At 62.4% G+C, this 22,177-nt stretch carries 17 protein-coding genes and 1 pseudogene; all 18 read right to left on the reverse strand.

The annotated features are described in order from the left end of the window. Positions 1 to 469, reverse strand: a pseudogene (locus JNK99_RS02040) (phenylacetate--CoA ligase family protein); the annotation flags it as partial. A gap of 86 nt (positions 470 to 555) precedes the next feature. Next, positions 556 to 1,275, reverse strand: coding sequence for a class I SAM-dependent methyltransferase (locus JNK99_RS02045; RefSeq protein WP_291847902.1), 720 nt, complete (start codon positions 1,273 to 1,275; stop codon positions 556 to 558). Between the two features lie 92 nt (positions 1,276 to 1,367). After that, positions 1,368 to 2,492, reverse strand: coding sequence for a glycosyltransferase family 4 protein (locus JNK99_RS02050; protein ID WP_291847905.1), 1,125 nt, complete (start codon positions 2,490 to 2,492; stop codon positions 1,368 to 1,370). 124 nt (positions 2,493 to 2,616) lie between these two features. Beyond that, entirely contained in the window at positions 2,617 to 3,933 is a 1,317-nt protein-coding gene (locus JNK99_RS02055) for a nucleotide sugar dehydrogenase (protein ID WP_291847908.1), read from the reverse strand. Then, entirely contained in the window at positions 3,930 to 5,144 is a 1,215-nt protein-coding gene (locus tag JNK99_RS02060) for a TIGR03087 family PEP-CTERM/XrtA system glycosyltransferase (protein WP_291847911.1), read from the reverse strand. Before JNK99_RS02060 ends, JNK99_RS02055 begins: the two co-directional genes overlap by 4 nt. Further along, positions 5,141 to 7,066, reverse strand: coding sequence for an asparagine synthase (glutamine-hydrolyzing) (gene asnB, locus JNK99_RS02065; RefSeq protein WP_291847914.1), 1,926 nt, complete (start codon positions 7,064 to 7,066; stop codon positions 5,141 to 5,143). The genes JNK99_RS02060 and asnB overlap by 4 nt, the downstream gene beginning before the upstream one ends. A gap of 15 nt (positions 7,067 to 7,081) precedes the next feature. Continuing rightward, the gene (locus tag JNK99_RS02070; RefSeq protein WP_291847917.1) at positions 7,082 to 8,293 is read right to left on the reverse strand and encodes a TIGR04063 family PEP-CTERM/XrtA system glycosyltransferase; all 1,212 of its coding nucleotides are present in this window, start codon (positions 8,291 to 8,293) and stop codon (positions 7,082 to 7,084) included. Next, positions 8,290 to 10,230, reverse strand: coding sequence for an XrtA/PEP-CTERM system amidotransferase (locus tag JNK99_RS02075; RefSeq protein ID WP_291847920.1), 1,941 nt, complete (start codon positions 10,228 to 10,230; stop codon positions 8,290 to 8,292). The genes JNK99_RS02070 and JNK99_RS02075 overlap by 4 nt, the downstream gene beginning before the upstream one ends. A 147-nt stretch (positions 10,231 to 10,377) precedes the next feature. After that, on the reverse strand, positions 10,378 to 11,550 hold the full coding sequence (locus tag JNK99_RS02080; RefSeq protein ID WP_291847923.1) for a TIGR03088 family PEP-CTERM/XrtA system glycosyltransferase: 1,173 nt from the start codon (positions 11,548 to 11,550) through the stop codon (positions 10,378 to 10,380). Between the two features lie 25 nt (positions 11,551 to 11,575). Continuing rightward, a complete protein-coding gene (xrtA, locus tag JNK99_RS02085) occupies positions 11,576 to 13,060 on the reverse strand; it encodes an exosortase A (protein ID WP_366518686.1) in 1,485 nt (494 codons plus the stop codon). A 161-nt stretch (positions 13,061 to 13,221) separates the two neighbouring features. Continuing rightward, positions 13,222 to 14,307, reverse strand: a complete 1,086-nt coding sequence (locus JNK99_RS02090) for a FemAB family XrtA/PEP-CTERM system-associated protein (protein WP_291847929.1) — start codon at positions 14,305 to 14,307, stop codon at positions 13,222 to 13,224. Then, positions 14,307 to 15,170 carry an XrtA system polysaccharide deacetylase gene (locus JNK99_RS02095; protein ID WP_291847932.1) on the reverse strand — a complete coding sequence of 288 codons (864 nt, stop codon included), beginning with the start codon at positions 15,168 to 15,170 and terminating at the stop codon, positions 14,307 to 14,309. The genes JNK99_RS02090 and JNK99_RS02095 overlap by 1 nt, the downstream gene beginning before the upstream one ends. Before the next feature lie 4 nt (positions 15,171 to 15,174). Further along, complete coding sequence (wecB, locus tag JNK99_RS02100; protein ID WP_291847935.1) at positions 15,175 to 16,356, reverse strand: UDP-N-acetylglucosamine 2-epimerase (non-hydrolyzing); 1,182 nt, start codon at positions 16,354 to 16,356, stop codon at positions 15,175 to 15,177. A 15-nt stretch (positions 16,357 to 16,371) separates the two neighbouring features. After that, entirely contained in the window at positions 16,372 to 17,466 is a 1,095-nt protein-coding gene (locus tag JNK99_RS02105) for an XrtA/PEP-CTERM system-associated ATPase (protein WP_291847938.1), read from the reverse strand. A gap of 9 nt (positions 17,467 to 17,475) precedes the next feature. Continuing rightward, positions 17,476 to 19,080: a TIGR03016 family PEP-CTERM system-associated outer membrane protein gene (locus JNK99_RS02110; RefSeq protein WP_291847941.1), complete on the reverse strand. Its 1,605-nt coding sequence runs from the start codon at positions 19,078 to 19,080 to the stop codon at positions 17,476 to 17,478. Continuing rightward, positions 19,073 to 20,047: an XrtA-associated tyrosine autokinase gene (locus JNK99_RS02115; protein ID WP_291847943.1), complete on the reverse strand. Its 975-nt coding sequence runs from the start codon at positions 20,045 to 20,047 to the stop codon at positions 19,073 to 19,075. The genes JNK99_RS02110 and JNK99_RS02115 overlap by 8 nt, the downstream gene beginning before the upstream one ends. A 9-nt stretch (positions 20,048 to 20,056) precedes the next feature. Beyond that, positions 20,057 to 21,616 (reverse strand): XrtA system polysaccharide chain length determinant, encoded by a 1,560-nt coding sequence (locus JNK99_RS02120; RefSeq protein WP_291847946.1) that lies wholly within the window; start codon positions 21,614 to 21,616, stop codon positions 20,057 to 20,059. A 101-nt stretch (positions 21,617 to 21,717) separates the two neighbouring features. Continuing rightward, positions 21,718 to 22,177, reverse strand: a 460-nt coding sequence (locus tag JNK99_RS02125; RefSeq protein ID WP_291847948.1) for an XrtA/PEP-CTERM system exopolysaccharide export protein, incomplete at its 5' end; no start/stop codon positions are given.

Here is a 22,177-nt window from a genome sequence, read left to right on the forward strand (position 1 = left end):
CCACCAGCTCGCGATCACCGATGTCGACGTCCCACCAGCGGGTGGCGCGCCACTTGGCCGCCACATCGTGACTCTTGCGCCCCTTGCCCATATAGAAGATCAACGGCTCGCCGGATGACCCGCCCGTATTGTAACGGGTCAGCGGTCCGTGGCCCTCCGCCTTGAGTCGATCGGCATTGTCCCGAATTTCCGGTTTGCCGAGCAGCGGCAGGGCGGCCAGATCGACCGTGCCACGCACCGACTGCGGCACGAAGCCGGCGCGCTCGAACAGGTCGCGATAGTAAGGAACACGGGCCCCGATATCGACCAGGAAGTCGCGCAAACGTCGCGCCTGGTGATCCGCCAGACGATCGGCAGACCACCACTGGCTTTCCTCGAGCGCCTTGCGCCTGGCCACCGAATCGTGTCCCTTCAGGCGCTCATGCAGCGGGAACAGAAAACCCGAGCACATCCCGGTATACCAACTCAAGAGCTTCTCCTCGGAGCAATTACCCGCCGCTCGACGATCGATGGCCGGTGAATGATCCACCACCTCCGTGCCAGCACGGGCGACCGTCAAGCGACGCGACCCGGCTTGCGCAACGTCACCAGTATCCAGCCACGCAGAAAGCGCAGCCAGTCGAAACGGCTGATCAGTTTCTCGTAACAGGTCCCCAGGAAAAAGAGGCCACCATTGAACATCAGATAATTCGGATACTGGCTGAGGTATTCGAAAGACTCGACCGTCAACCGGGCCGCCATCGCCAAACCATCCACATCGCTGCGCGTATTGGTCCGGTAGGCGGTCGGAAAGGTGTCTTCCTCGGCGCGTCCTTCGACCTGCCTGACGATCTTGCCATGGAAACGATTGGGTACCAGACGCGCCACCAGGGTACCGTAATCCCACATGTTGGCAGTCAGGAACACCACCACCCCACCAGGACGCAGGATGCGCGAGAACTCCTTGTATACCGCTGCCGGATCGGTCAGGTGCTCGAAAACGCTACGCGACATGATCAGGTCTACGCTCGCATCCGGCAAGGGTATGTCCGACAGGTCGGCATTATAGGTATCGATTCCTGCCGGAACATCGGTGAAGTCGACCAGTTCGACGCCAATCAGGCGCCTGGCCCGCCCGAGGTACTTTCTCAGAACCGGCACCGTACGCCCACAGCCCGCGTCGAGCAGCACGGCCTCGGCGGTCAGCAGAGACTCGACTCGCTCTTCGTACACCCGGTAGGGGTGCGGACTATTGGTGTAGTACTTGCGCAGCAGTGTTTCGGAAAGGGCAGTCATAGCGAGGTTTTCCATAGGAACGGATAACAAGGTTCTTGCTTGTGCCGGGAGCATCGGCACGCACGGGAACCGTCAGCCAGGCAGCATACACATCAAGAGTTTCTCCCCACTGCAGCAACCCGACGATAGGCGTCGAGCCACTGCCTTTTCACCTGCGGCCAGGCATAGCGCCGGGCTTGTACCAACCCGGCCTGCCGCAGGGCAGAAGCCAGCGCGCGATCCTGCAAAACGCGCAGTGCCGCACGCGCCATCGCCTCGTGCTCACCGATCGGCACCAGCAAACCCGAAACACCCTGCTCGACCAGGTCAGGAATCCCTCCCGCACGGGTGCTTACCACCGGTACGCCACTGGCAAACGCTTCAAGAATCGAGATCGGCATGTTGTCGACCGTGCTCGGGTTGAGCAGGCAATCGGCCGACGCATAAAGACCGGGGATATCGGCATTGGCAATCCGCCCCGAGAAGTGGACGCCGTCCTGCAGCCCGAGTTCGGCCACGAGCGCCTGCAGGCGCGAAAGTTCCGGACCGCTACCGGCAACCGTCAGGCGCGCCCCCGGAAACGATGATCGAATCTGTGCCAGGGCACGGAGCGCGGTCGGTATGTCGTAGATCGGCTCGAGGTTGCGGGTCACCACCAGATGCGGCGACTGACCGAAGGATCGCGGCGCAGCCGGAGCGAAACGCGACAGGTCGATGATGTTGGGGATGACTTCGGCGCTCAGGGCATGTTGCGCAAAAACCCGCTGCAGGAAGGCTGACGGGGTCACACGCAGCGATGCCCGAGCCAGCATGTTCAGCACATAGCGCGGCCCCGTGGAAAAAAAAGAGTCGGCATTGCCGCCTCGATAATTGATGATCACCGGTGTATGGCGCAGGCGTGCAACCAGCATGGCTGGCGCCACGAGCAGGTGCCAGGCCCAACCTGAATTGGCCAGGATATGCATCAGCCCTGCCCGTCCAGCCGCCTGCCAAAGCTGGCGCAGGTAGGGCAACAGGCGGAAACCTGCGCGCAGGAATGGCAAGTGCCCGACCCAGGCCGGTCGATACGGGGCATTGGTCCGCACCAACTCCACCGCCAGACCATCCGCTCGCAGCAGGCGGACGAGCTGTTCGCACTGATTCGCCATCCCGCCGGACGGTGGCGGGAGCGGACCGACCACGCAGATCCGTGGCAGGGAGCCACCGCCCAGCGCATCGTTCGCCTCGATTGCCATCATCCCTTTACCCTGGAGATACCTGCAGCAGCGCTGCCTTCTGCCCGCAAGGCCGGACTCGCCAGCCGCAGCGAGCCACCGACATGGCGTGGCCGAGAATGAACGGCACGCGCCACAGCGCGCCCGACTACCAGCACAAACCCTCGACCCGGGCCGGGATGACTGCCCGATTGGGCAGCCGGACGAGATCGAGCAGCACCTGCTCGGAACGGCATGAACGAGCCAGAGTATCGGCGATCTCCTGCCCGGCAAGGCCGATCACCAGCACTTCCGATTCGGCGATCACCGCGTCGATCTCGGCACGCATCATCCGGCCGATGTGCGGCAGATGCTGTTCGATGAAGCTGCGGTTGGCGCCCAGCAGGCGTGCCAGATGCACCTCCGGATCGTAGATCGCGAGTTGCATTCCCTTGCCGATCAACTGCTCGGCCAGCGTCACCAATGGGCTTTCGCGCAGGTCGTCGGTACCGGTCTTGAACGAGAGGCCGACGAAACCGATTTTCCGTTTGCCCAGGGCAAGCAGCTTGCGCAACGCGAGATCGAGATGGTTGCGGTTCGACTGCATGATGCCGCCGAGCATCGGCAACTCGACATCGTGCATCTTGGCCAGGTAGGTGGTGGCCCGCAGATCCTTTGGCAGGCAGGAGCCGCCAAAGGCGAAGCCGGGCTTCAGATAGGCGGCCGAGATGTTGAGCTGCGTGTCCTGGCAGACCAGATCCATCACCTCGAAGGCATCCACGCCCAAGGCATCGCAGATCCGTGCGGTTTCGTTGGCGAAAGTGATTTTCAGCGCGTGGAAATTGTTGCAGCAGTACTTCATCATTTCGGCCGAACGCACCGACGTCTCGATGAAACGGCACGGCAGCCTGCCGAAGAGTTCGCGCAGGCGCTCGGACGGAAAAGCATGGTTGGCACCCACCACGGTGAACGGCGGCTTGTCGTAATCACGGATCGACGATCCTTCGCGCAGGAACTCGGGCTGGAAGCAGAGAAAGAAGCCCTCGCCGTCCTTCTTGCCCGACTTCGTCTCGATGATCGGACGCAACACTTCCTCGACCGTACCCGGCACCAGGGTCGAACGGAAAACCACGATATGCGGCGTGCTCTTGGCCGCAATGGCGAGTCCCATTTCCTCCGCCAGACGCAGGATCGCACCCTGGTCCTGACTGCCATTGGCCGCCGAAGGCGTGCCGACGCAAACCAGGGACAGCTCGCTGGCCAGTACCGCTTCCTGCGCATCGGTGGTCACCGTCACCCGGCCACTGGCGGCGGCGAGAGCCATCAGGTCGACCATGCCTTCCTCGACCACGGGTGTCTTGCCGGCCATGATCAGGTCGAGCTTGGCGGAATCGATGTCGACTCCGATCACCTCGTGACCGTCGCGTGACAGGCACGCCAGAGACACCGCCCCGACATAGCCCAGACCAAAAATGCTGATTTTCATGCGAGCCTTCCTTTGCTTTGCCAAAAGTTTCCGATGCAACGGTCGATTATCCGGTCCAGTCTTGCCATCGAATGCGGCCAGGCATGGTTGCTGAGCATGCGCTGCCGCCCGGCAGTTGCCAATCGCTGCCGTTCGGCGGGGTTGTCCAGGACCTTCAGGATCGCTGCAGAATATTCCTCTGCAGTATCGGCAACAAGGAAATGCGTCACGGGTTCGGCATCCACCCCACCGGCGGCAATCCGGCTGGTGACCACCGGAACGCCCATCGCCATCGCTTCGAGGATCTTGTTCTGCGTGCCGCGAGCGATGTTCAACGGCGCCACCATGAGCGCCGAGCGGCGGACGAAGGGGCGCACATCAGGTACCGAGCCGGTGACCGTGACACCCGGCAATTCGCCCAGTTTGCGCATCTCGGGCGACGGGTCGGCGCCGACGATGAGCAGCTTGAGCTGCGGGCGGTGCCCGCGGAGCATCGGCCAGATCTGCCCGCAAAAGCGCTTCATGCACTCCTGATTCGGGTAGTAATCCATGCGTCCGATGAAACTTAGCGTATCCGGATCGTGGGGCTCGGCCGACGGACAAAAGAAGTCGGCGTCTACACCGTTCGGGAACCAGTCCGTCGCCACAGCAGTGCGATAGTCCTCCAATGTCTCCCACTCGGCCCGTGTGGTTGCCGTACACAGGTCGAAAAGTCTGGCCAGGCGTTTCTCTGCCGCCAGCACCTTGTTGCCTTCGAGGCGGTAGCCAAGGGACAGCGGAAAGGGCTTGTAGTTGGCATACTCGAGCCATTTCTGCGAATCCATGTCGCCAAAATCGAGAATCTTCGGGACATGGCGCACCTGCTCGACATACTGCGCAACCGATGAGCAATGGACGAAGATCAGATCCCACTTTTCCGCCTTGAGCAATGTGCCGATGTGCTGCTTGAGCGACGGTGAGTAAAAGTAGCCCATCGACGAAGGTGTCATCAGCGGCAAGCGTGCCACCATGCGCAGCGTCTGCACCGGGTCGGACACCTGCGCCATCTCGAAACGCGCGCAATGCGGTGCAATCCCCCGCCCCTCCTCCGCTTCCTCGGTCGAGCGGGCGAGCGAGCAGACAGTGACGCGGTGTCCACTGGCCGACAGATGGCGGATCATGTTGAAGGGGCGGATCTTGCCGCCGCGCTTGGGGGGAAACGGAAAACGGTGGCAGACGTAAAGAATGTTCATGCAACGTAGCTCTTCAGTTCTTCGGCAACGTCCCCCGGGTCACGCCGGTCGAGGTAGATGCGGCTCCATACCTCGAGGTTCATCAAGGCCAGCAGAACGTCGGTGCCGTCGATCCGGTTGGCCTCGTGGTCGGCCACCAGTTGCTCGATCCGGGCGTGATGGAACAGACCACGCGCACTCACCATCTCGACAGACAGCAAACGCCTCAACAGGGGAGCCAGCTCACGCTTGAGCCAGGCGCCCATCGGCGTGCCGAAACCGCGCTTCTTGCGATTGAGAATGTCGTCCGGCAGCAAATCGGCCAGCGACGTCTTCATCAGGTGCTTGAGCCGGCCGTCGCGCACCTTGATCGATGCCGGCATGGCCGCCGCCAGCTCGACCAGTTCGTGGTCCAGCAGCGGCACCCGACATTCGAGTGACACGGCCATGCTCATCTTGTCGGTGAGCAGCAACAGATCGTCAGGCAATTGCGTTTCGGCGTCCACGGCGAACATCCGATTCAGCTCGTCATCGTTGCCGGCAGCCGCAAAGGCCCGCGTCAAGGGGTCGGAGGCCCACACCGCCGGTTCGATCAGCAAGGCCGCGACGGCCTGCCGGTCGAGCACCTGCAGGTAACTGCGATAGCGCTCGTCCGCCGTCATTTCTGCCGAGGCCAGGAAACCCTTGGCCAGGCGCAGTGTGTTCAACCAGCCCGAGTGCCGGTCGGCTGGCAGACGGGCGGCGGCAAAGCTCGCCGAGCGCCGCAGCCACGCTGGCAGGCGACCATAGCTCCTGGCGTAATGGCCACCCAGGTAACGCCGGTAACCACCGAAGAGTTCGTCACCGCCCACCCCGGAGAGAATCACCTTGACATCCTGGCGGGCGAATTCGGAAACCAGGAAGGTGGTAATGAAGGCCGTATCGGACAGTGGCTCGTCCATGTGCCAGAGCAGCTTCGGCAGCAGAGCGACGACATCGGGACGGACGAGAATCTCGCGATGCTCGGTGGAGAACAACTCGGCCACCCGGCGGGCGTAAGGTAGCTCGTTATACAGGGCCTCCGCTTCACCACCGGCAAAGCCGATGGCGTAGGTGCGAATGGGTTGCTGCGAGTGCCGCGCCATCAGGCCGACCACCGCGCTCGAATCGACCCCGCCGGACAGGAAGGCTCCGATCGGTACGTCACTGACCATCTGCATGCGCACCGACTCATCGAGTTGCGCCCGCACGCGCGCGCGCCACTCGCCTTCGGCCAAGCCCTGCATGCTGCGCTCGGGGAGCCGCCAGTAGCGCCATTCGCGTACCTGACCATCTTCGACCGCCAGCAGGGTGGCCGGCGGCAGTTTGCGTATGCCCTTGAAGATGCAGCCGGGAGCTGCCACGTAGCCAAGATGAAGGTAATCGGCGACCACCTGCCGATCGAGTTCGGCAGTAATGCCCGGCAGAGCCAGCAGGGCCTTCGCCTCGCTGGCAAAAGCCAGCCGCTGCCAGTCGTGCAAGACATACAGCGGCTTGATGCCAAGCCGGTCGCGGCCGATCAGCAGGCGGCGCCGGCGCGCGTCCCACAGCGCGAAGTCGAACATGCCGTTCAGCCTGAGAACGAAGTCGTCACCCTCGGCAGCATAGAGATGCAGGATCACTTCGCAATCGGAGCCGGTCTTGAAATGGTAGCCCTTGCCCTGCAGTTCGCTGCGCAGCTCGCGGAAATTGTAGATCTCGCCGTTGCACACCAGCCACAGTGTTTCGTCGGCATTCGACAGGGGCTGGTGACCGCCGGCGAGGTCGATGATCGACAAGCGACGCATGGCAATGCCGCAGGGTCCATCAAGATGACTGCCTTCGTCGTCGGGGCCACGATGCCGCGTGCGGTCGCCCATGGCCGAGAGAATTCCGGGCTCGACGCTCAGCCCGTCAAAACGATAAATGCCGTGAATACCGCACACGTTGAAACCTCGGAATCAGTTGGGTGAACTGCGGCCGTAGCCGGCCAGGGCGCGGCGGTAAACCTCGCGATAGCGCGCCACACTGCTCGCCCAGGTTCGTTCGACCTCGACAAAGCGACGCGCCCGCTGCCGGATCTGTGGCCATAGCGGACGCCTGGCGAGAACCTCCTCGATCGCCGCGGCAAGAGCGACGGCATCACCGGCCCGGAACAGGAATCCTGTCTCACCGTGTCGGATCAGCTCCCGATGTCCGCCGACGTCGGAGGCGACCAGCATCCGTCCCTGCGCCATCGCCTCGAGCGGCTTGAGCGGGGTGACCAGCTCGGTCAGCCGGATTGGCAGACGCGGGTAAGCCAGCACGTCGATCAGTTCATAATACCGCTGCACTTCGGAGTGCGGCACCCGGCCGGTAAAGATGACCTGCTGCTCGATCCCGGCGGCGGCCGCCTGCGCTTTCAGACTGCTCTCCTGCGGCCCGCCACCGACCAGCAGAACACGCAACTGCGGGTGCCGAGGCAGCATCTGCCGGGTCGCCTCGAGCACCAGATCGAGCCCTTCGTAGCCATAGAACGAACCGGCAAAACCAATCACCGTCGCCCCATCGAGCCCCAGCGAACGACGCAACGCGCCATCCGGCTCGGTGTCCAGGCGAAACAGGCCGACATCAACCGCGTTCGGAATCACCGTGATTCGTTCGGGCGGTATGCCGCGCACGGCGATATCACCGCGCAGCCCTTCACAGATCGTCGTCACCTGATCGGCCCGACGCAGCGCCAGACTCTCGAGGGCACGCGAGGCGCGGTAACGCAGGCTGCCTTCGCAGGTGGTGCCGTGATCGACCGCCGCATCCTCCCACGAGGCGCGCATCTCGTAAACCACGGGCAAGCCCTGGCGGCGGCCCACCCACAAGCTTGGCAAGGCGTTGAGCACCGGCGAGTGGGCATGAATCAGATCCGGCCTGGTCGCCCGCACGAGTTCCTGCAGGCGTCGGGCGGTCAGCCGCATCTGGCTGAGCAGGCCGCTGTCGGAGGCGCTGGGCGTGCGGTGGAAGAGCCAGCCGTCAACCTCTTCCTGCAGAATCTCCCCCGCACCCTGCTTGGGCGTCGTCAGATGAACCGTCTGCCAGCCCAGCGCGCGCTGTTCCCGCAGGATGGCCAGCGTGCGGAAAGTGTAGCCGCTGTGTAGCGGCAACGAGTGGTCGAGGACATGCAGGATGCGCAGATTCATGGCACAGCCGCCACCCCGGTGATCAGGCCGGCCTGCTCCGCCGGAGCGTCCATGACGTTGCGCAGGAAAGCCTCGAACATCAACACCGTCCACAGTGGCGAACTGAAGTCGCTCGCCCCGGACTGATGGGCGTCCACCAGATGACGCAGGTAATCCTGATTGAACCAGCCGGTCGCAGCGAGGCGCTGGCCGAGCACCGCCTGCCGGACACGCTCCCGGAGTGGACCGCGAAACCAGCGGGCAAGCGGTACGGCGAAGCCCATCTTGGGACGATACAGAATGTCCTGCGGCAGGCGGGGCTGCATCGCCTCCTTCAACAGAAACTTGCCTTCCTGACCGCGCACCTTGAGCGAAGACGGCAGCGTCGCCATCCACTCGACCAGCTCGTGATCCATCAGCGGCTCGCGCACCTCGAGCGAATGCGCCATGCTGGCACGGTCAACCTTGGTGTTGATATCGCCCACCAGGTAGGTCTTGAGGTCGAGGTACTGAATCAGTGCCAGTGGATCGTCGGTACCGGCGCGACCGGCATGATGGCGAAAGACGTCCTGCGCACTGTAACCGTCCACCTCCCTCCGGAAACGATTGGTGAACAGTTGGCGGCGCATCGGACCACGCAGAATCGAAACCGAGTGGAAGTAGGCTTCGACTGTCGTTCTTGCCATGCCCTCGAACGTGGTCTTGGCGCGGAACATGCGGGGCGCCCAGTCGGCCTTCGGGTATACGCGACCGAGCAGGCCAAAGATCGGCCGACGAACGCCATGCGGCAGCGCGGCACGCAGTCGCTCTTCCATCAGGTGCAGGCGATAACGGCGATAACCACCGAAGGTCTCGTCACCGCCATCGCCAGACAGCGCCACGGTCACATGTTTGCGCGCCAGCTGACACACGCGGTAGGTGGGGATGGCCGAACTGTCGGCATAGGGTTCGTCGTACAGCCTGGCCAGCGTATCGATCAGATCGAAATCGTCGCTGGCAACCAGGTCGCAGTGGTGATTGGTATGATAACGGTCGGCCACCTTCTGGGCAAACGCCGCTTCATTGAAGGCCGGATCATCGAAGGCGATCGAGCAGGTATTGACCGGCCCGGTGGAAAGGCCGGCCATCAGCGCGACGACCGCACTCGAATCGACTCCGCCGGAGAGAAACGCACCGAGCGGCACTTCAGCGATCATGCGCAGGCGAATCGATTCGCTGAGCCGCTCGTCCAGTTGTGCGCAGGCATCACTCAGCGAAGTCCGCCTGTCGAGGCTGAAACGCACATCCCAGTACTCCTTCGGCGCTGCAGCCGGCTGGCCACGACGCAGGGTCAGCGTATGCGCCGGCGGCAGCTTGCTTGCCTGACGGAAGATGGTACGCGGCTCGGCGACATAGCCGAGGGCGAAATACTCCTCGACCGCCAGCGGATCGATATCGCGCGCCAGACCGCCATGCGCCAGCAGGGATTTCAGTTCGGAGCCGAAAATGAAGGTCCCGTCGGTCAGGAAAGCGTAGAACAGCGGTTTGACTGCCAGCCGGTCACGTGCCAGAAACAGCGTTTCCCGATTGCGGTCCCAGAGCGCAAAGGCGAACATGCCGCGGAAACGACGCACGCAGTCCTCGCCCCAGGCTTCCCAGGCGTGCACGATCACCTCGGTGTCGCTGCGCGTATGAAAGACGTGACCGAGCGCCAGCAGTTCCGGGATCAGCTCCTGGTAATTGTAGATCTCGCCGTTGAACACCACGCAAACGCTCTGGTCCTCGTTGTAAAGCGGCTGCTGGCCGGTGGACAGGTCGATGATCGACAGCCGCCGGTGCCCCAGGCCGATACCCGCTTCAAGATGCAGGCCGCCTTCATCAGGGCCTCGATGCTGCTGCGATTCGTTCATCCGCGTAAGCACCGAACGATCAATGTCACGCCGCCCACGAGTATCGAAAATGCCAGTAATCCCGCACATGGTTGATTTTTGTCTTTTCCAGGTCAGTAGGAACCCGCCGCTGGCGCCGGACACCGGTCCAGCGTGGAGCTGCGCTGCCGGCGTGCCGCCACCGCCGGCTCCCGCTCGGTGGCTGACGGGGACCGTGCTGCGGAAGGTGGAAGCAGCTCAAGCCCGCGCACAGAATTCCTCGTAAACGGTCTGATAGTTGTTCAGCATGGTCGCCAGACTGAAACGCCCGACCGCCATTTCGCGAGCCGCTTTGCCATGCATCCTGAGCAGTGACGGGTCGGCCAGATACTGGCTCAGCAAGCCGCCGAGTCCGGCCACATCCCCGGGCTGAAACAGATGCCCGTTGACGCCATCCGTCACGAGTTCGACGTTGCCGCCGGTCGCCGTTACCAACAAGGGCAGACCGGTGGCCATCGCTTCAAGCAATGTATTCGAGATGCCTTCGGCCAACGACGGCAGGACGAAGAGATCGAAGGTCTGCAACAGTTCGGGGACATTGCTGACGCTGCCCGGGAACCAGGTCAGCGACGCGACGCCGAGGGTATCGGCAAGGCGGGTCAGCGACGCACGCAAGGGACCATCGCCGACAATCACCAGCCTTGCCTGCGAACCTGCCTGGCCGGCGTTGCTGACCAAGCAGGCAAACGCGCGCAGCAGCGTTTCCTGATCCTTGACCGCCTGCACCCGCCCAACCGTCCCGATGAGCAGGTTCCCAGGCCCGGCGAAGCCGGTCGGCAGCAGTTGCCGCGCAGACGCCGAGGGCGGCACGTAGCGCGCAACATCGACGCCATTGATGATCTGTGTCACCCGCCCAGCCGGAATGCGCAGCCGCTGCACCAGGTAGTTCCTCAGGTCGGCCGATACGGTGATGTAACGGTCGACCAGCGGCGAGTGCACACGACGCAGCAACGCCGGTTTGATTCGTCTTCCACCGAGGTCGTCCACATCCCATCCGTGCTCACCATGAATGCAATGCGGCACACCGGCCAGTCGGGCTGGCAACAGGGCATCGAGTCCCGACTGATTGCGCGAATGCACGATCCGTGGCTGCAACTGGCGGCAGAGGGAGAACAACCTCCGCCTGAGCCGCCATACGCCGATTCGCGAACGATGCAGCGCCAGCACCGGGGTGTCGGCACGGGTCAAGCGCAGGCGGAAATCGGAAAAGTCCTCGATACAGGCCACGGCGTGCCGGAACCGGGCTTCAGGAAGCCGGTTGATCAGGTTGACCAGTCCGTTCTCCAGCCCACCGGTGTGCAGATGGTGAATGACATGCAGAATCAGTGGTCTGCCATCTTGTTCCGTTGCGCCCTGATGATTCATCGCCATCGCTACCATGCGTCGCGTACGCCACTCACCGCGCACTCGCCGTTTGTCGCAAGGCGCGCTCGATCGCCGGGCCGGCGGCGTCGGTGAAATCTGCCAGTACGGCATCGGCGATACCCGGCTTGCCTTGCTCCGCGAAGAGCACAACCACGGCCGAATCGTCCCCCTGACCGGTCAGGCGATACCATGCGGTATACGCCTTGGCCAGGGCATCGCTGGTCGTCCAGCGCCCATTGATCCAATACCATTGCCAGGCTAACAGCCGCGTGCCACGTGGTCCGCGCAACTGTGCCGTGTGAATCGTCACAGCCTGTTGGCCGATCGCGATCTGCTGCATCCCGCTACCGACCTTCGCCCAGACCGGATCGTCGTTGGTCACCAGCACATTGGTCGAACTGACCAGTTTGTGCTGCTGATCCTGGTTACGGTAGTAGGCGATAAAGAGACCCACCGCGTGCTCGTCATGTTCGAGAACCACCCGGGTACGCGCGGCTGTATTGGCAAACCTCGGTTCCCAGTCATGGAGCGCTTGTGGGCTGTTCTGCCAGCCCGGAATCGCACCCAGCGCCGCCATGCTGCTGACCGCCTCAGCCGAGGAGTAATCATCGAGCTGCCTTTGCGCAAACGGCCAGCAGGCAGCGACCAGAACGCCGAGCACTGCCGTGATCGGTAATGCGGCGGCAGGTCCGGCGCCAGCGGTGGATGGCCACGCCACGTGTGACACCGGCGGCAACACTTCATCTTCGCGCCAACGGGCGCCGATCCAGAACATCGCGAGGATCACCAGGCCGAAGAAGACCCAGCCATAGATCAGGTGGTCGACTCCGACGGCAAGCTTGTTACCCGACAAATGACCGAGCATCACGATCATGTAGGCGCGCCCCCAGTTGGCAACAATCGGCACGATGATCGAAAACAGTACGAAAAGCAGACGCCGCCGCAGGGATTGGTAGGTGAGATAGGCAAACAGCGTGCCTACGGTGAGCGAAGCGATGAGATAGCGCACGCCGCTGCAGGCCTCGACCACCGCCCAGCTGCCGCTGGGAATGATCAGGTGCTGTCCTTCGCTGTAGACCGGTATGCCGGTCAGCCGCAAACCGGCAACGGTCGCCTGGGCCGTCCATTCCATCAGTTTCGGCTGGGTGAAATCGCCAAATGGTACGGCAAAGAACAGGAACAGCAACGGAAAAGCGATTCGTCTGGCAACCTGCCAGCCGGCCACCGCCGGCACAGCAAGAATCAGCATCGCGGTCAGCGCAAACTGGGGCAACGCATTGACCGCCGCCAACTGGCCAAGCAACCAGCAAAACCCGGCACCAGCCATCAGCAGGACGGCCAGATAGCTCCCTCTGGGCACCAGGATCGCGACATCGGCGCGCACCCGCCAGATCAGCCATAGCGTGATCGGGGGCACGATCATTCCGTGGGCATAAGTGTCGGAACGGACCCAGATCCCCGCCATGTCGACCGCAGTCTCACGGAACAGCCACAGGATGATCAACAGCACCAGCACCAAGGCAGGCGCCGCCAAACGCCAACCTGGATGAGCGGTGACTGACACGTGGCTTGTTTTGGGGTGGCTCATGCAATGGCTTTCAGCAAACAGTAATGTTCAACAATCACAATCATCGACATCGCCCGAGTGCGGCACCACGGCGTCAGGCCCAGGATCGCTCAACCCAGGTTGCGTACGATGAACGGTCCCAGCCAGTTGGCCATAGCGATCGGCATCTTTTGCCAGGTGTTGATCAGCAAGCGGTACTTGGCGTTCGCGGGATTGTTCTGTGGCACCGAGTTGCGACGATAGAGGCAGTATTCATAAAAAAGCGGCTCGGGTTCGAAGCCCCAGTTCTTCTTGAAGGAGTACGAACCAGTACCCTGCTTGCTGCGACCGTAGTCGAAGACCTGCAGCCCGCGCTCGCAGGAGCGGCGCATCAACTCCCAGTACTTGAAGTCATTGGCTGCCAGCTCGCGTGCCGACCATTCGTCGCCAGCGTAATAAGGCAGGACTTCTCCACGGAAATAGAAGCTCAGCACACTGCTCAACGGACGCCCCGCCGGATCGACGACCGTCAGCACGTCGCAATCGCCAGCGAACACGCGCAGCAATTCCTCGAAATAACGCCTTGGCAGGGCGGGTGTCCCGTGACGGTGTACGTTGTCGGCGTAGAGGCAAAAGAAACGCCGGATATCGGCATCCAGCTCGCTGCGCAGACCATTCTTGATTCCTTTGCGCACCATCGCCCGTTGCTTGCGTGGAATGGCCAGCAGGTTGGCTTCCAGCTCGGGCGCAATTTCCTTGCGAAATCTGACGTATAAATCCTGCCGCGGCCATTCCGGGTGACGTTGTTCGAGGTTGCGCAACTCCAGGTGGTCGACCGCCAGGCGCCTGGCCGTCTGCTGCGCCTCGACTTCCAGCAAATCGGCGGCCTCCGGGTTGCTCGCAGCCACCCCGCCGTAGACCGCGAACGGCAGCGAGACCAGCGAGTTTCCGAACAGCACGCTCTTCACCTGGGCCAGCGGCAGCACGGCTTCGATTACACCGGCGCGCTCGGCATAGAGAAAGTGCGTCCGATGGCGGAACACCTGGTCGATCACCCGTTGCCAGCCGGCGCGGTGAAAGAACGTGGCCGCCGGGCAGGCCCGGACAAAGGCATCCCAGCGCTCGGCCACCGCCCGATCACCGACCGACAGACGCTTGACGACCAGCGGCGCACGCACGGCGGCCACTCCGGCAACTTCCTCGGCAGTCGATCTCATTACGCCCCCGCAACCCGCGCGGCACCCTCGCCGAGAAACACTTCGTCCATCCGTCCCCAGCGAAAATCGGCCAGCAATCGTCTCAGTCGGCCTTCGGTGCATTGCAGGTTGACATAGTGACGAAAGCGCGTCTTGGCGCTGATACCCGGGATGCGCGGTTGTCCGGCATCAATTTCCCAGGGGTGGAAGTAGAAGATGGCCGGCTGCCCGTCCAGCCGGTTGACCTGTTGCAGCAGCCAGCGTGACAGGGCGTAGGGCAGCAGCCGAAAATAGCCGCCACCGCTGGCCGGCCAGTTGCGGTCGAAGAAGCGGGCCGTGGTCACCGGCAGCTCGAGCAGCCCGCCAGCCACGCGATGCCCAAAGCGCGGCGCGTCGGGCATGCCGTAGTGATCATGGCGAATCGGGTAGATGCTCGAACTGTAACGGTAGCCGGCATCTGCCAGGCAGTCGAAAGCCCAGAGATTGCCTTCCCCGATCGAAAAGCTTGGCGCGCGGTAGCCCTTCACTTCATCACCCGTAATGTCTTCCAGCATTTTCTTTGCCCGAGAGACGTCGGCCGAAAAATCGGCCTCCGTCAGATCGCTGGCGCGCTGATGACCGAAGCCATGACTGGCCACTTCGTGGCCAGCGTTCGCTATGCGCCGTACCAGTTCAGGATAACGTTGAGCGATCCAGCCGAGCGTGAAAAAGGTCGCGCTGACCCCTTTTTCGTCGAGCATCAGGAGAATCCGATCGACATTGCGTTCAACCCGGCATTCCCGCAGCGGCCATTGATCGCGCGGGATGTAGGGGGCGAGGGCCGAAACCTGAAAGTAGTCTTCGACGTCGATGGTCAGTGCATTGGTGAGTGACAGGTTTGACATCTCATCAACTCGAGGCGTTAACTGCCGGCTGCAGGTGACGCGCAATCAGCCAGACTGCAAGATCTGCGGCAATGCGTTCCGCCGCCCGGCCATCCCAGAATTCCGGGACACGTCCGATCTTGCCGGAGCCGGACAGGATTTCGTCGACCCCCCTGCGAATCGCTGACGGATCGCAACCGACCAGGGTATTGGTGCCTTGCTCGACGGTGATCGGGCGTTCGGTGTTCTCGCGAATCGTCAGACAGGGCACGCCAAGGGCAGTGGTCTCCTCCTGCAGCCCCCCGGAATCGGAAAGCACCAGTCTGGCGCTGCTCAGCAGGCCAAGCATCTCCAGATAGCCCTGCGGCGGCAACAGAACGATGCGCTGAGTGGCCAGCAGGTCGCTCAGGCCTGATCGCTCCACGTTGGCACGCGTACGCGGGTGCATGGCAAAGACCAGCGGCAGTTTTTCGGAGACTTCACGCAACGCGCGGAGCAGCGGTCGCAGGCGGTCGACGTGATCGACGTTCGACGGTCGATGGAGCGTTACCACGGCATAGCCCTGGGGATGGTCAAGCACCGCCGGATCGGCACCAGCGAGCTGCAGTGTCCTGGTCGCGGGCACGGCGCATTCGCGGTTCGCCAACAGCGAGTCGATCATCACATTGCCGACAAAGCAGATTCGCTCATCGGCAATTCCCTCGCGCGCCAGATTGGCGTGCGCGCTCCGTTCCGTGGTATACAGCCGGTCGCCGATCTGGTCGGTGAGGACCCGGTTGATCTCCTCCGGCATCAGGCGATCGTGGCTGCGCAGCCCTGCCTCGACGTGCACCACCGGTACTTCCTTCTTGACGCACACCAGAGCACAGGCCAGCGTCGAATTGACATCGCCGACCACCAGCACGCAGGACGGTCGATGCGCGTCGAGTACCGGCTCGAAACGACGCATCACTTCCGCCGTCTGTACCGCGTGCGTGCCCGACCCGACTTCTAGGTTGATGTCCGGATGCGGCAGGCGAAGATCGACAAACAGACGGTCGTTCATGTCCCTGTCGTAGTGCTGGCCGGTGTGGACGAGCAAGGTCGGCAAGGCCGGGCGATGAGCACGGAAGGCACGCAGGATCGGCGCCATCTTCATGAAATTGGGACGCGCGCCGACGACGCAAATCACCGGCCCGAGCCCGGCGGGCCATTCCTCATTGAGCAAGACGACACACCCCTTTCATTGCTTGACGCGCAGTGCATCGACCAGTTGCTGCAACAGTGACAGGATTGCTGCGTTGTTGCGCTCCAGACGAAACATGCTGCGCTCGATGCGGATCAGGCGCTGCTCCGACTGTCCGCTTTTCAGATCGGCAATGACGCGCGCCGCCTGATCTGCCGTGCTGCCATCGAGCCCCGAGCGCGACAGGTCGATGTCGAGAATACCGCTGTCGGTGAGTTGTGGATGCAGCGCCACATGACCGTCTTCCAGGTTCTTGCCGACCGGCAAGGGTGACGCCGCCTGAGTTTCTTCGCGCAGCTCGTGCGCCACCTCTTCGACATCGGCGCGCGTGAAATCGGCCTTGCCGCTCAGGAAGCCGGAGAGCAGCAGGCGATCACAGTGGGCATTGATCCGTCGGGGAACACCACCGCTGGCCTCGAAGAGGGCTTCGAAGGCTCCGGCATCGAAGCGTGGCGAGCCCTTCGATCCGGCACACTTCAGCCGGTGCTCGATGTAGGCCTGTGTCTCATCCTGGTCCATCGGACCAATGTGGCAAGCGGCGATCACGCGCTGGCGCAACTGCTGCATCTGCGGACTCTGCATGATCTTGCGGAACTCCGGCTGACCGATCAGGAAGCTCTGCAACAGTGCCTGCGTACCGAACTGGAAGTTCGAGAGCATGCGCAGCTCCTCCACCGCACGCGGCGCCAGGTTCTGCGCCTCGTCCACGATCAGCAGGCAGCGCTTGCCCTGACGGGTCACATCGACCAGGAAGGCCTCAAGAGCAAGCAGGAGTTCGGACTTGCCGGTGTTTCGATTGCCGACGCCGAAAGCCGCGGCAACCATGCGCAGGGTATCCTCGGCGTCGAGCTGGGTGCTGACCAGTTGCGCCGCCACCACCTTTTCCGAATCGAGGTCATTGAGCAGACCGCGCACGATCGTCGTCTTGCCGGCACCCACCTCGCCGGTGACGACGATGAACCCCTCGTTCTGGTTCAAACCATACTCGAGGTAGGCCATCGCCCGCCGATGTTGTTTGCTGGCGAAATAGAAGGACGGATCAGGGTTGAGCTGAAACGGCTTGTTCGTCAAGCCATAGAACGACTCGTACATGCAGGTGAATCAGAAACTGTGCGACAGCGCAGCAGTCAGCGCGCTCTCGGTGTAGTTTGCATTGACCCCACCATCGGAAATCACCCGCCGGGCACCGACGTTGGCCTGCGTGCTGGGTGACAGGCGCGTGGTAAACAGCAGGTACGCGCCTTGCGTTTTGGTATCCAGCGAACCAGTGCCATTCGCCAGACTGCGCTGCTCATTGAGCGACAACGAGAGCGACGAAAAACCGGTCAGTTGCAGCCCCCAGATGACGCCGAAGCCGCGCTGCGTCACCTCGTTGGCCAGCGAGTAGTCATCGGTCAAGCCGTTGACCACACCCAGCGGTTGCTGCTGACTTTCCGTCGCACTGAAGGTCAGGGTATTGCGAACTCCCAGTAGGGCCAACGAAAGTTGTTGCGATTTCTGCAGGTTGGGACGGTTGGTCAGGTAACCGTTGACCACCGTTCCATCGGCCGGAACGCCTCTGCCTTGCAGGACCTGGTTGACCTGCGCCTTGATCGCATCCGGCGAGAGGCCTGGATTGTTCGCCGCGATGATCGCATAGTAGGCATTGTAGTTGGCGCCCTGCCCGGTGTTGGTGACACCCGACGGCTGATACGAAACGTCATTGCTGGCCGCATAGGTCAGCAGGGCGCGAGGCATCCGGTGACTGAAAGCGACGTTGTAGCCATTGCCGAAGAAGCGCCGGGTCATGCTCCCTTCCAGTTTGGTGCGCGGGCTCGGCGTCCATAGGATGCCGAAACCCGAATCGCTATGTGTCTCGTCGTTCAAACTGACCAGGTTCGTCGTTTCGCGCCCGGCGATGAGCGAGAGCTGGAACTGCGGAGTCAAGCGGTAGGACAGGGTCAGTCCATAACGCGTGTCGTCACGGTCCCGACCCACATCATAACGAGTGCTGACGCTGCTGGCGTTGAGCGCCCAGCTGAGCGGACCCCAATGCGTGTCGCCATTGATCCGGCCCAGCCACTGGCTCATCGTCGAATCCGACACGGCCGATGAGTCGGCATTGGTCCCGCTCGCCGTGTAACGCAGGAAGTACTCGGTGGACGACAGGAAACGTCCCTTGATATACGGCGAGATCGAATAGTAGAAGGTCTCTGTCCGGTTGTTGTCGACGTTGGCATCGGATGGCGCAACTTTCCCGAACGCAGAAATGTTCTGCTGCGAGATGGTGCCGCTGGCATCGATGAACAACCAGTTTTCAATTGCCTCGAGCGTCCCGAAGGCATTCAGCCCTTGCTGCAGATTGTTCTGCGACGACTCGCGGGCGTAGAGGTACTGCGTCACCGAATAGTTGAAGCGCAGACTGGCACGACCGCTATGCCCGTCGATGGAGATGCCTGGCGTGATGCCGGTCACCAGATCACTCGTCTTGTTGCTCGAAGTGAGGTAGAGGTTGTTGGTCAGGGTTTCCCCGAGGGCGATGCTGGGCGTGATCTGCCAGTTCTCCGCGTACACGGGTGCCACCAGCAGGCAACTGGCCAGGCCCAGCCAGGACGCCCACTGCGGATTTCTTGGCCGCGCGACCAGGTCGACACCGATTCGCCGGACAAGCCGGTGATGTCTCAGCCACGGCACGTCGCCGGGAATGCCGCGCAACTTCTCAAGCACTCTCTGAACCATAACCATAACCATAGCCATAACCGTAGCCGTAGCCATAACCGTCCTGCGTGACAGTGCGCGCCTGATTCAGCAGAACCAGCTTCACCGGACACGAGTCGATCGCCGCCAAGGCATGTTTGACGTCACTGCGCACGGTGCTTTCCGCCTTCACCACGACTACCACCTGTCCCATGTGGCTGGCCAGCACCCGCGATTCAGTAGTCATCAGGAGCGGCGGGGAATCAAAAATGATGATCCGATCGGGATAACGATTGGCCATCTCGTCGAGCATCTGGACCATGGCCGCACTGGCCAGGAGTTCGGTGGCACGCGGATGCTGTGTGCCGCTTGGCAGAATGCTGAGCTTCTCGACATTGGTACGCAGCAGCACCTGTGAAAGTTCAACGTTTTCGTCGGTCAGTACATCGAGCAGGCCACGTGCCGGCGGTACCCCGAGCATCTTGAGCACCGAAGGCTTGGGCACGTCCGCGTCGACCAGCATGACTGTATTGTCGAGTTCCATGGCAATGCTGATCGCCAGATTGATCGCCGTGAAGCTCTTGCCTTCCCCGGAGATTGCACTCGTCACCATGATCAGGTTGCCACGCTTGATCGCTGCCACTCCCTTGCCCATGGCATTGGCGATCAGTGGTCGCTTGATCACCCGATACTGATCGGCCAGTTGTGATCGCGGCGCATCGGGGCTGATCAGGCCACTGGCAGAAAGCGCCGCAAGATCGATCTCGATACGACGAGAGAGCACGGCAGCCCGCCCGCCTGGCGGCGTTGCCGCCTCTGCCGCGGCGGCCGACAGGCGCACCATCGGCGCCGGCGGGACTGCCGATACTGGGGCCTCGGCGCTTGTAGCGCCGACATCGGTGAGCGGCAGTTCGGTCTCTGCCGACGCACCGTGTACCGCAACACCCGCCTTGCGCAATTGCTCCAGGCGTTTGGCCGCTTGTTCAATCAGGCTCATCTGTTTTCCTCAGGCATTACGGACGGAAAGAAGAAACAAGGCGAGCAAGCCCGCACCATAAGCGCCGATCAGGGACACGCAGGCAGCGGCAAAGCGGATCATGTCCTTCCGTTCACCGCGCTTTCTCGACTCGTCGCTCAACAGGGAAACCGTGCCGAGCAGCGGCAAGCCACTTGCCTCGCGTAGCGAACGCGCGTCGAAGAATACCGGGCGCAACTGGCTCGCCGCAAAGGTGGCAGCCACCCCGGCGGCCAGTGCAAGGAGCAGCGTCAGTGGCAGAAACAGGGCACGATTGGGCGCGACCGGCTTCGGCGAAGCGCGCGGCGGATCGATCAGGCGAAAGTCGACACCCGCGGTGTTCTCCATCTCGCTACCCATGCTGGCCGATTCACGCCGCTGCACCAGTTGCTCGTAGTTCTTCTTGTTGATCTCGTAGTCACGATTGAGCTGGGTGAATTCTGCCTCGATCTGCGGCATCATCTTGGCCGATTCTGCCAGATGGTTGTAGCGCGACTGATACTCGGCGACACGGGTACGCAGCGCTGCGACATTCGCCTCCGCCTCGGAGAGCGTGATTCTGAGCTGCTGGTGCACCGGGCTGCTGCTCAACGACGCGGCAGGATTGGCCAGTGCCGCCTTGCGCCGGTCGGCGATCTCCTGCCGCTTCTGGTCTTCCAGTTCCTTGACCAGACGACGCGCACTCACCACATCCGGGTGCTTTTCGGTATAGCGTTGCAGCAGGGCATCGAGATTGCGCTGCAGGGCGTCGATACGCGCGTCAATCTCGGGAACCGAAATGCCGGCAATCGACTCCTGGCCGACGTTCGGCACCAGAGACGGTTCGTCGCCGACGATGTGGCGCTTGAGCGTGTCGCGCGACTGTTCGGCCTCGCGCAATTCCAGCTTGCTCTGTTCGAGCAGAGCACCGGCAGCGCTTATTCTGGTGAAATAATCCTTGCCCTCGGCGCTCTGGGTCGCCATGTTGCGCATCTTGAACTCCTTGAGGCGAGCCTCTGCCTCCTCAAGCTTTTTCTCGTAGCCGGCGATCTCCTTGTCGAGAAACTTGCGTGCCGACTCCGTATCCTTGCGCGCGTCACCGAGGTTGGATTCGACAAAGATCGACACCAGCGACTGCACCACCCGTTTGGCGCTCTCCGGCTGGGTATCGCGATAGGTAATCGTATAGATGTTGTCGCGTGAGGTATTGTTGATCTTCAGCGACGCCGTCAAGGTCTCGATCAGTGTTTCCCGCTCCGCCTTGGACTGGATCTTCAGGTCGAGATCCGCCATCCGGATCAACTTCTCCACATTCGGCCGGGTGATCAAGGTGCGGCTCAGCATCATCACCTGCTGATCGACATTGGGCTGGGTCACCAGGCCGGACATCAGCGGCCGTAGGATCGACTGCGTATCGACAAAGATGCGCGCCGACGCCTCATACTTGTCGGGAATGGCCAGCACCGTCACCACGCTGGCCAGACCAACGATCCAGGCGACGACGATCCCCAGCCAGCGACGCTTCCACATTCCGCGCAGAACAGTTATCGCTTGTCGAAGCAGTTCATCCATCGGATTAAGACTCTATCAGGTATCGGTTGCGGGAAAGCTGGCCGCCTTCGGCAGCACAACGGAGCGGCTTACAGCGGGCCGAGCAGCGAACAAACCGCCGATCAGAACCAGCTCTGCGGAATGATCAGCACGTCTCCCGGCTTCATGTCCACATTGGCGGAGACGTCACCCCTGCGGATCAGATCGGTCAGACGAACACTGTATTGCTGCTTCTCGCCCTCAGGCATGGCGCGTACGATCGTCGCCCGGTTGCCGTCGGCAAAATCGGTCAGACCACCGACCGCGATCATCACGTCGAGCAGCGTCAGATTCTGTCTGTAGGGCAGTGCCTGCGGCTTGGCAGCCTCGCCAACCACCCGGATCTGCTCGCTGTGCGTGCCAACGAAACCGGTCACCACCACCGTCACGATCGGATCCCGAATGAAGGTCCCGAGCGCTTTTTCCATGTCTCGCGCCAGGGCGGTCGGCGTCTTGCCCATCGCCGGCATGTCCTCGATCAGCGGTCCGGCGATCAGCCCGTCCGGACGAACGGGCACCGACATCGAGAGTTCCGGGTTGCGC

This window comes from Accumulibacter sp. (genome assembly GCF_016789985.1).
GTDB lineage: Bacteria > Pseudomonadota > Gammaproteobacteria > Burkholderiales > Rhodocyclaceae > Accumulibacter.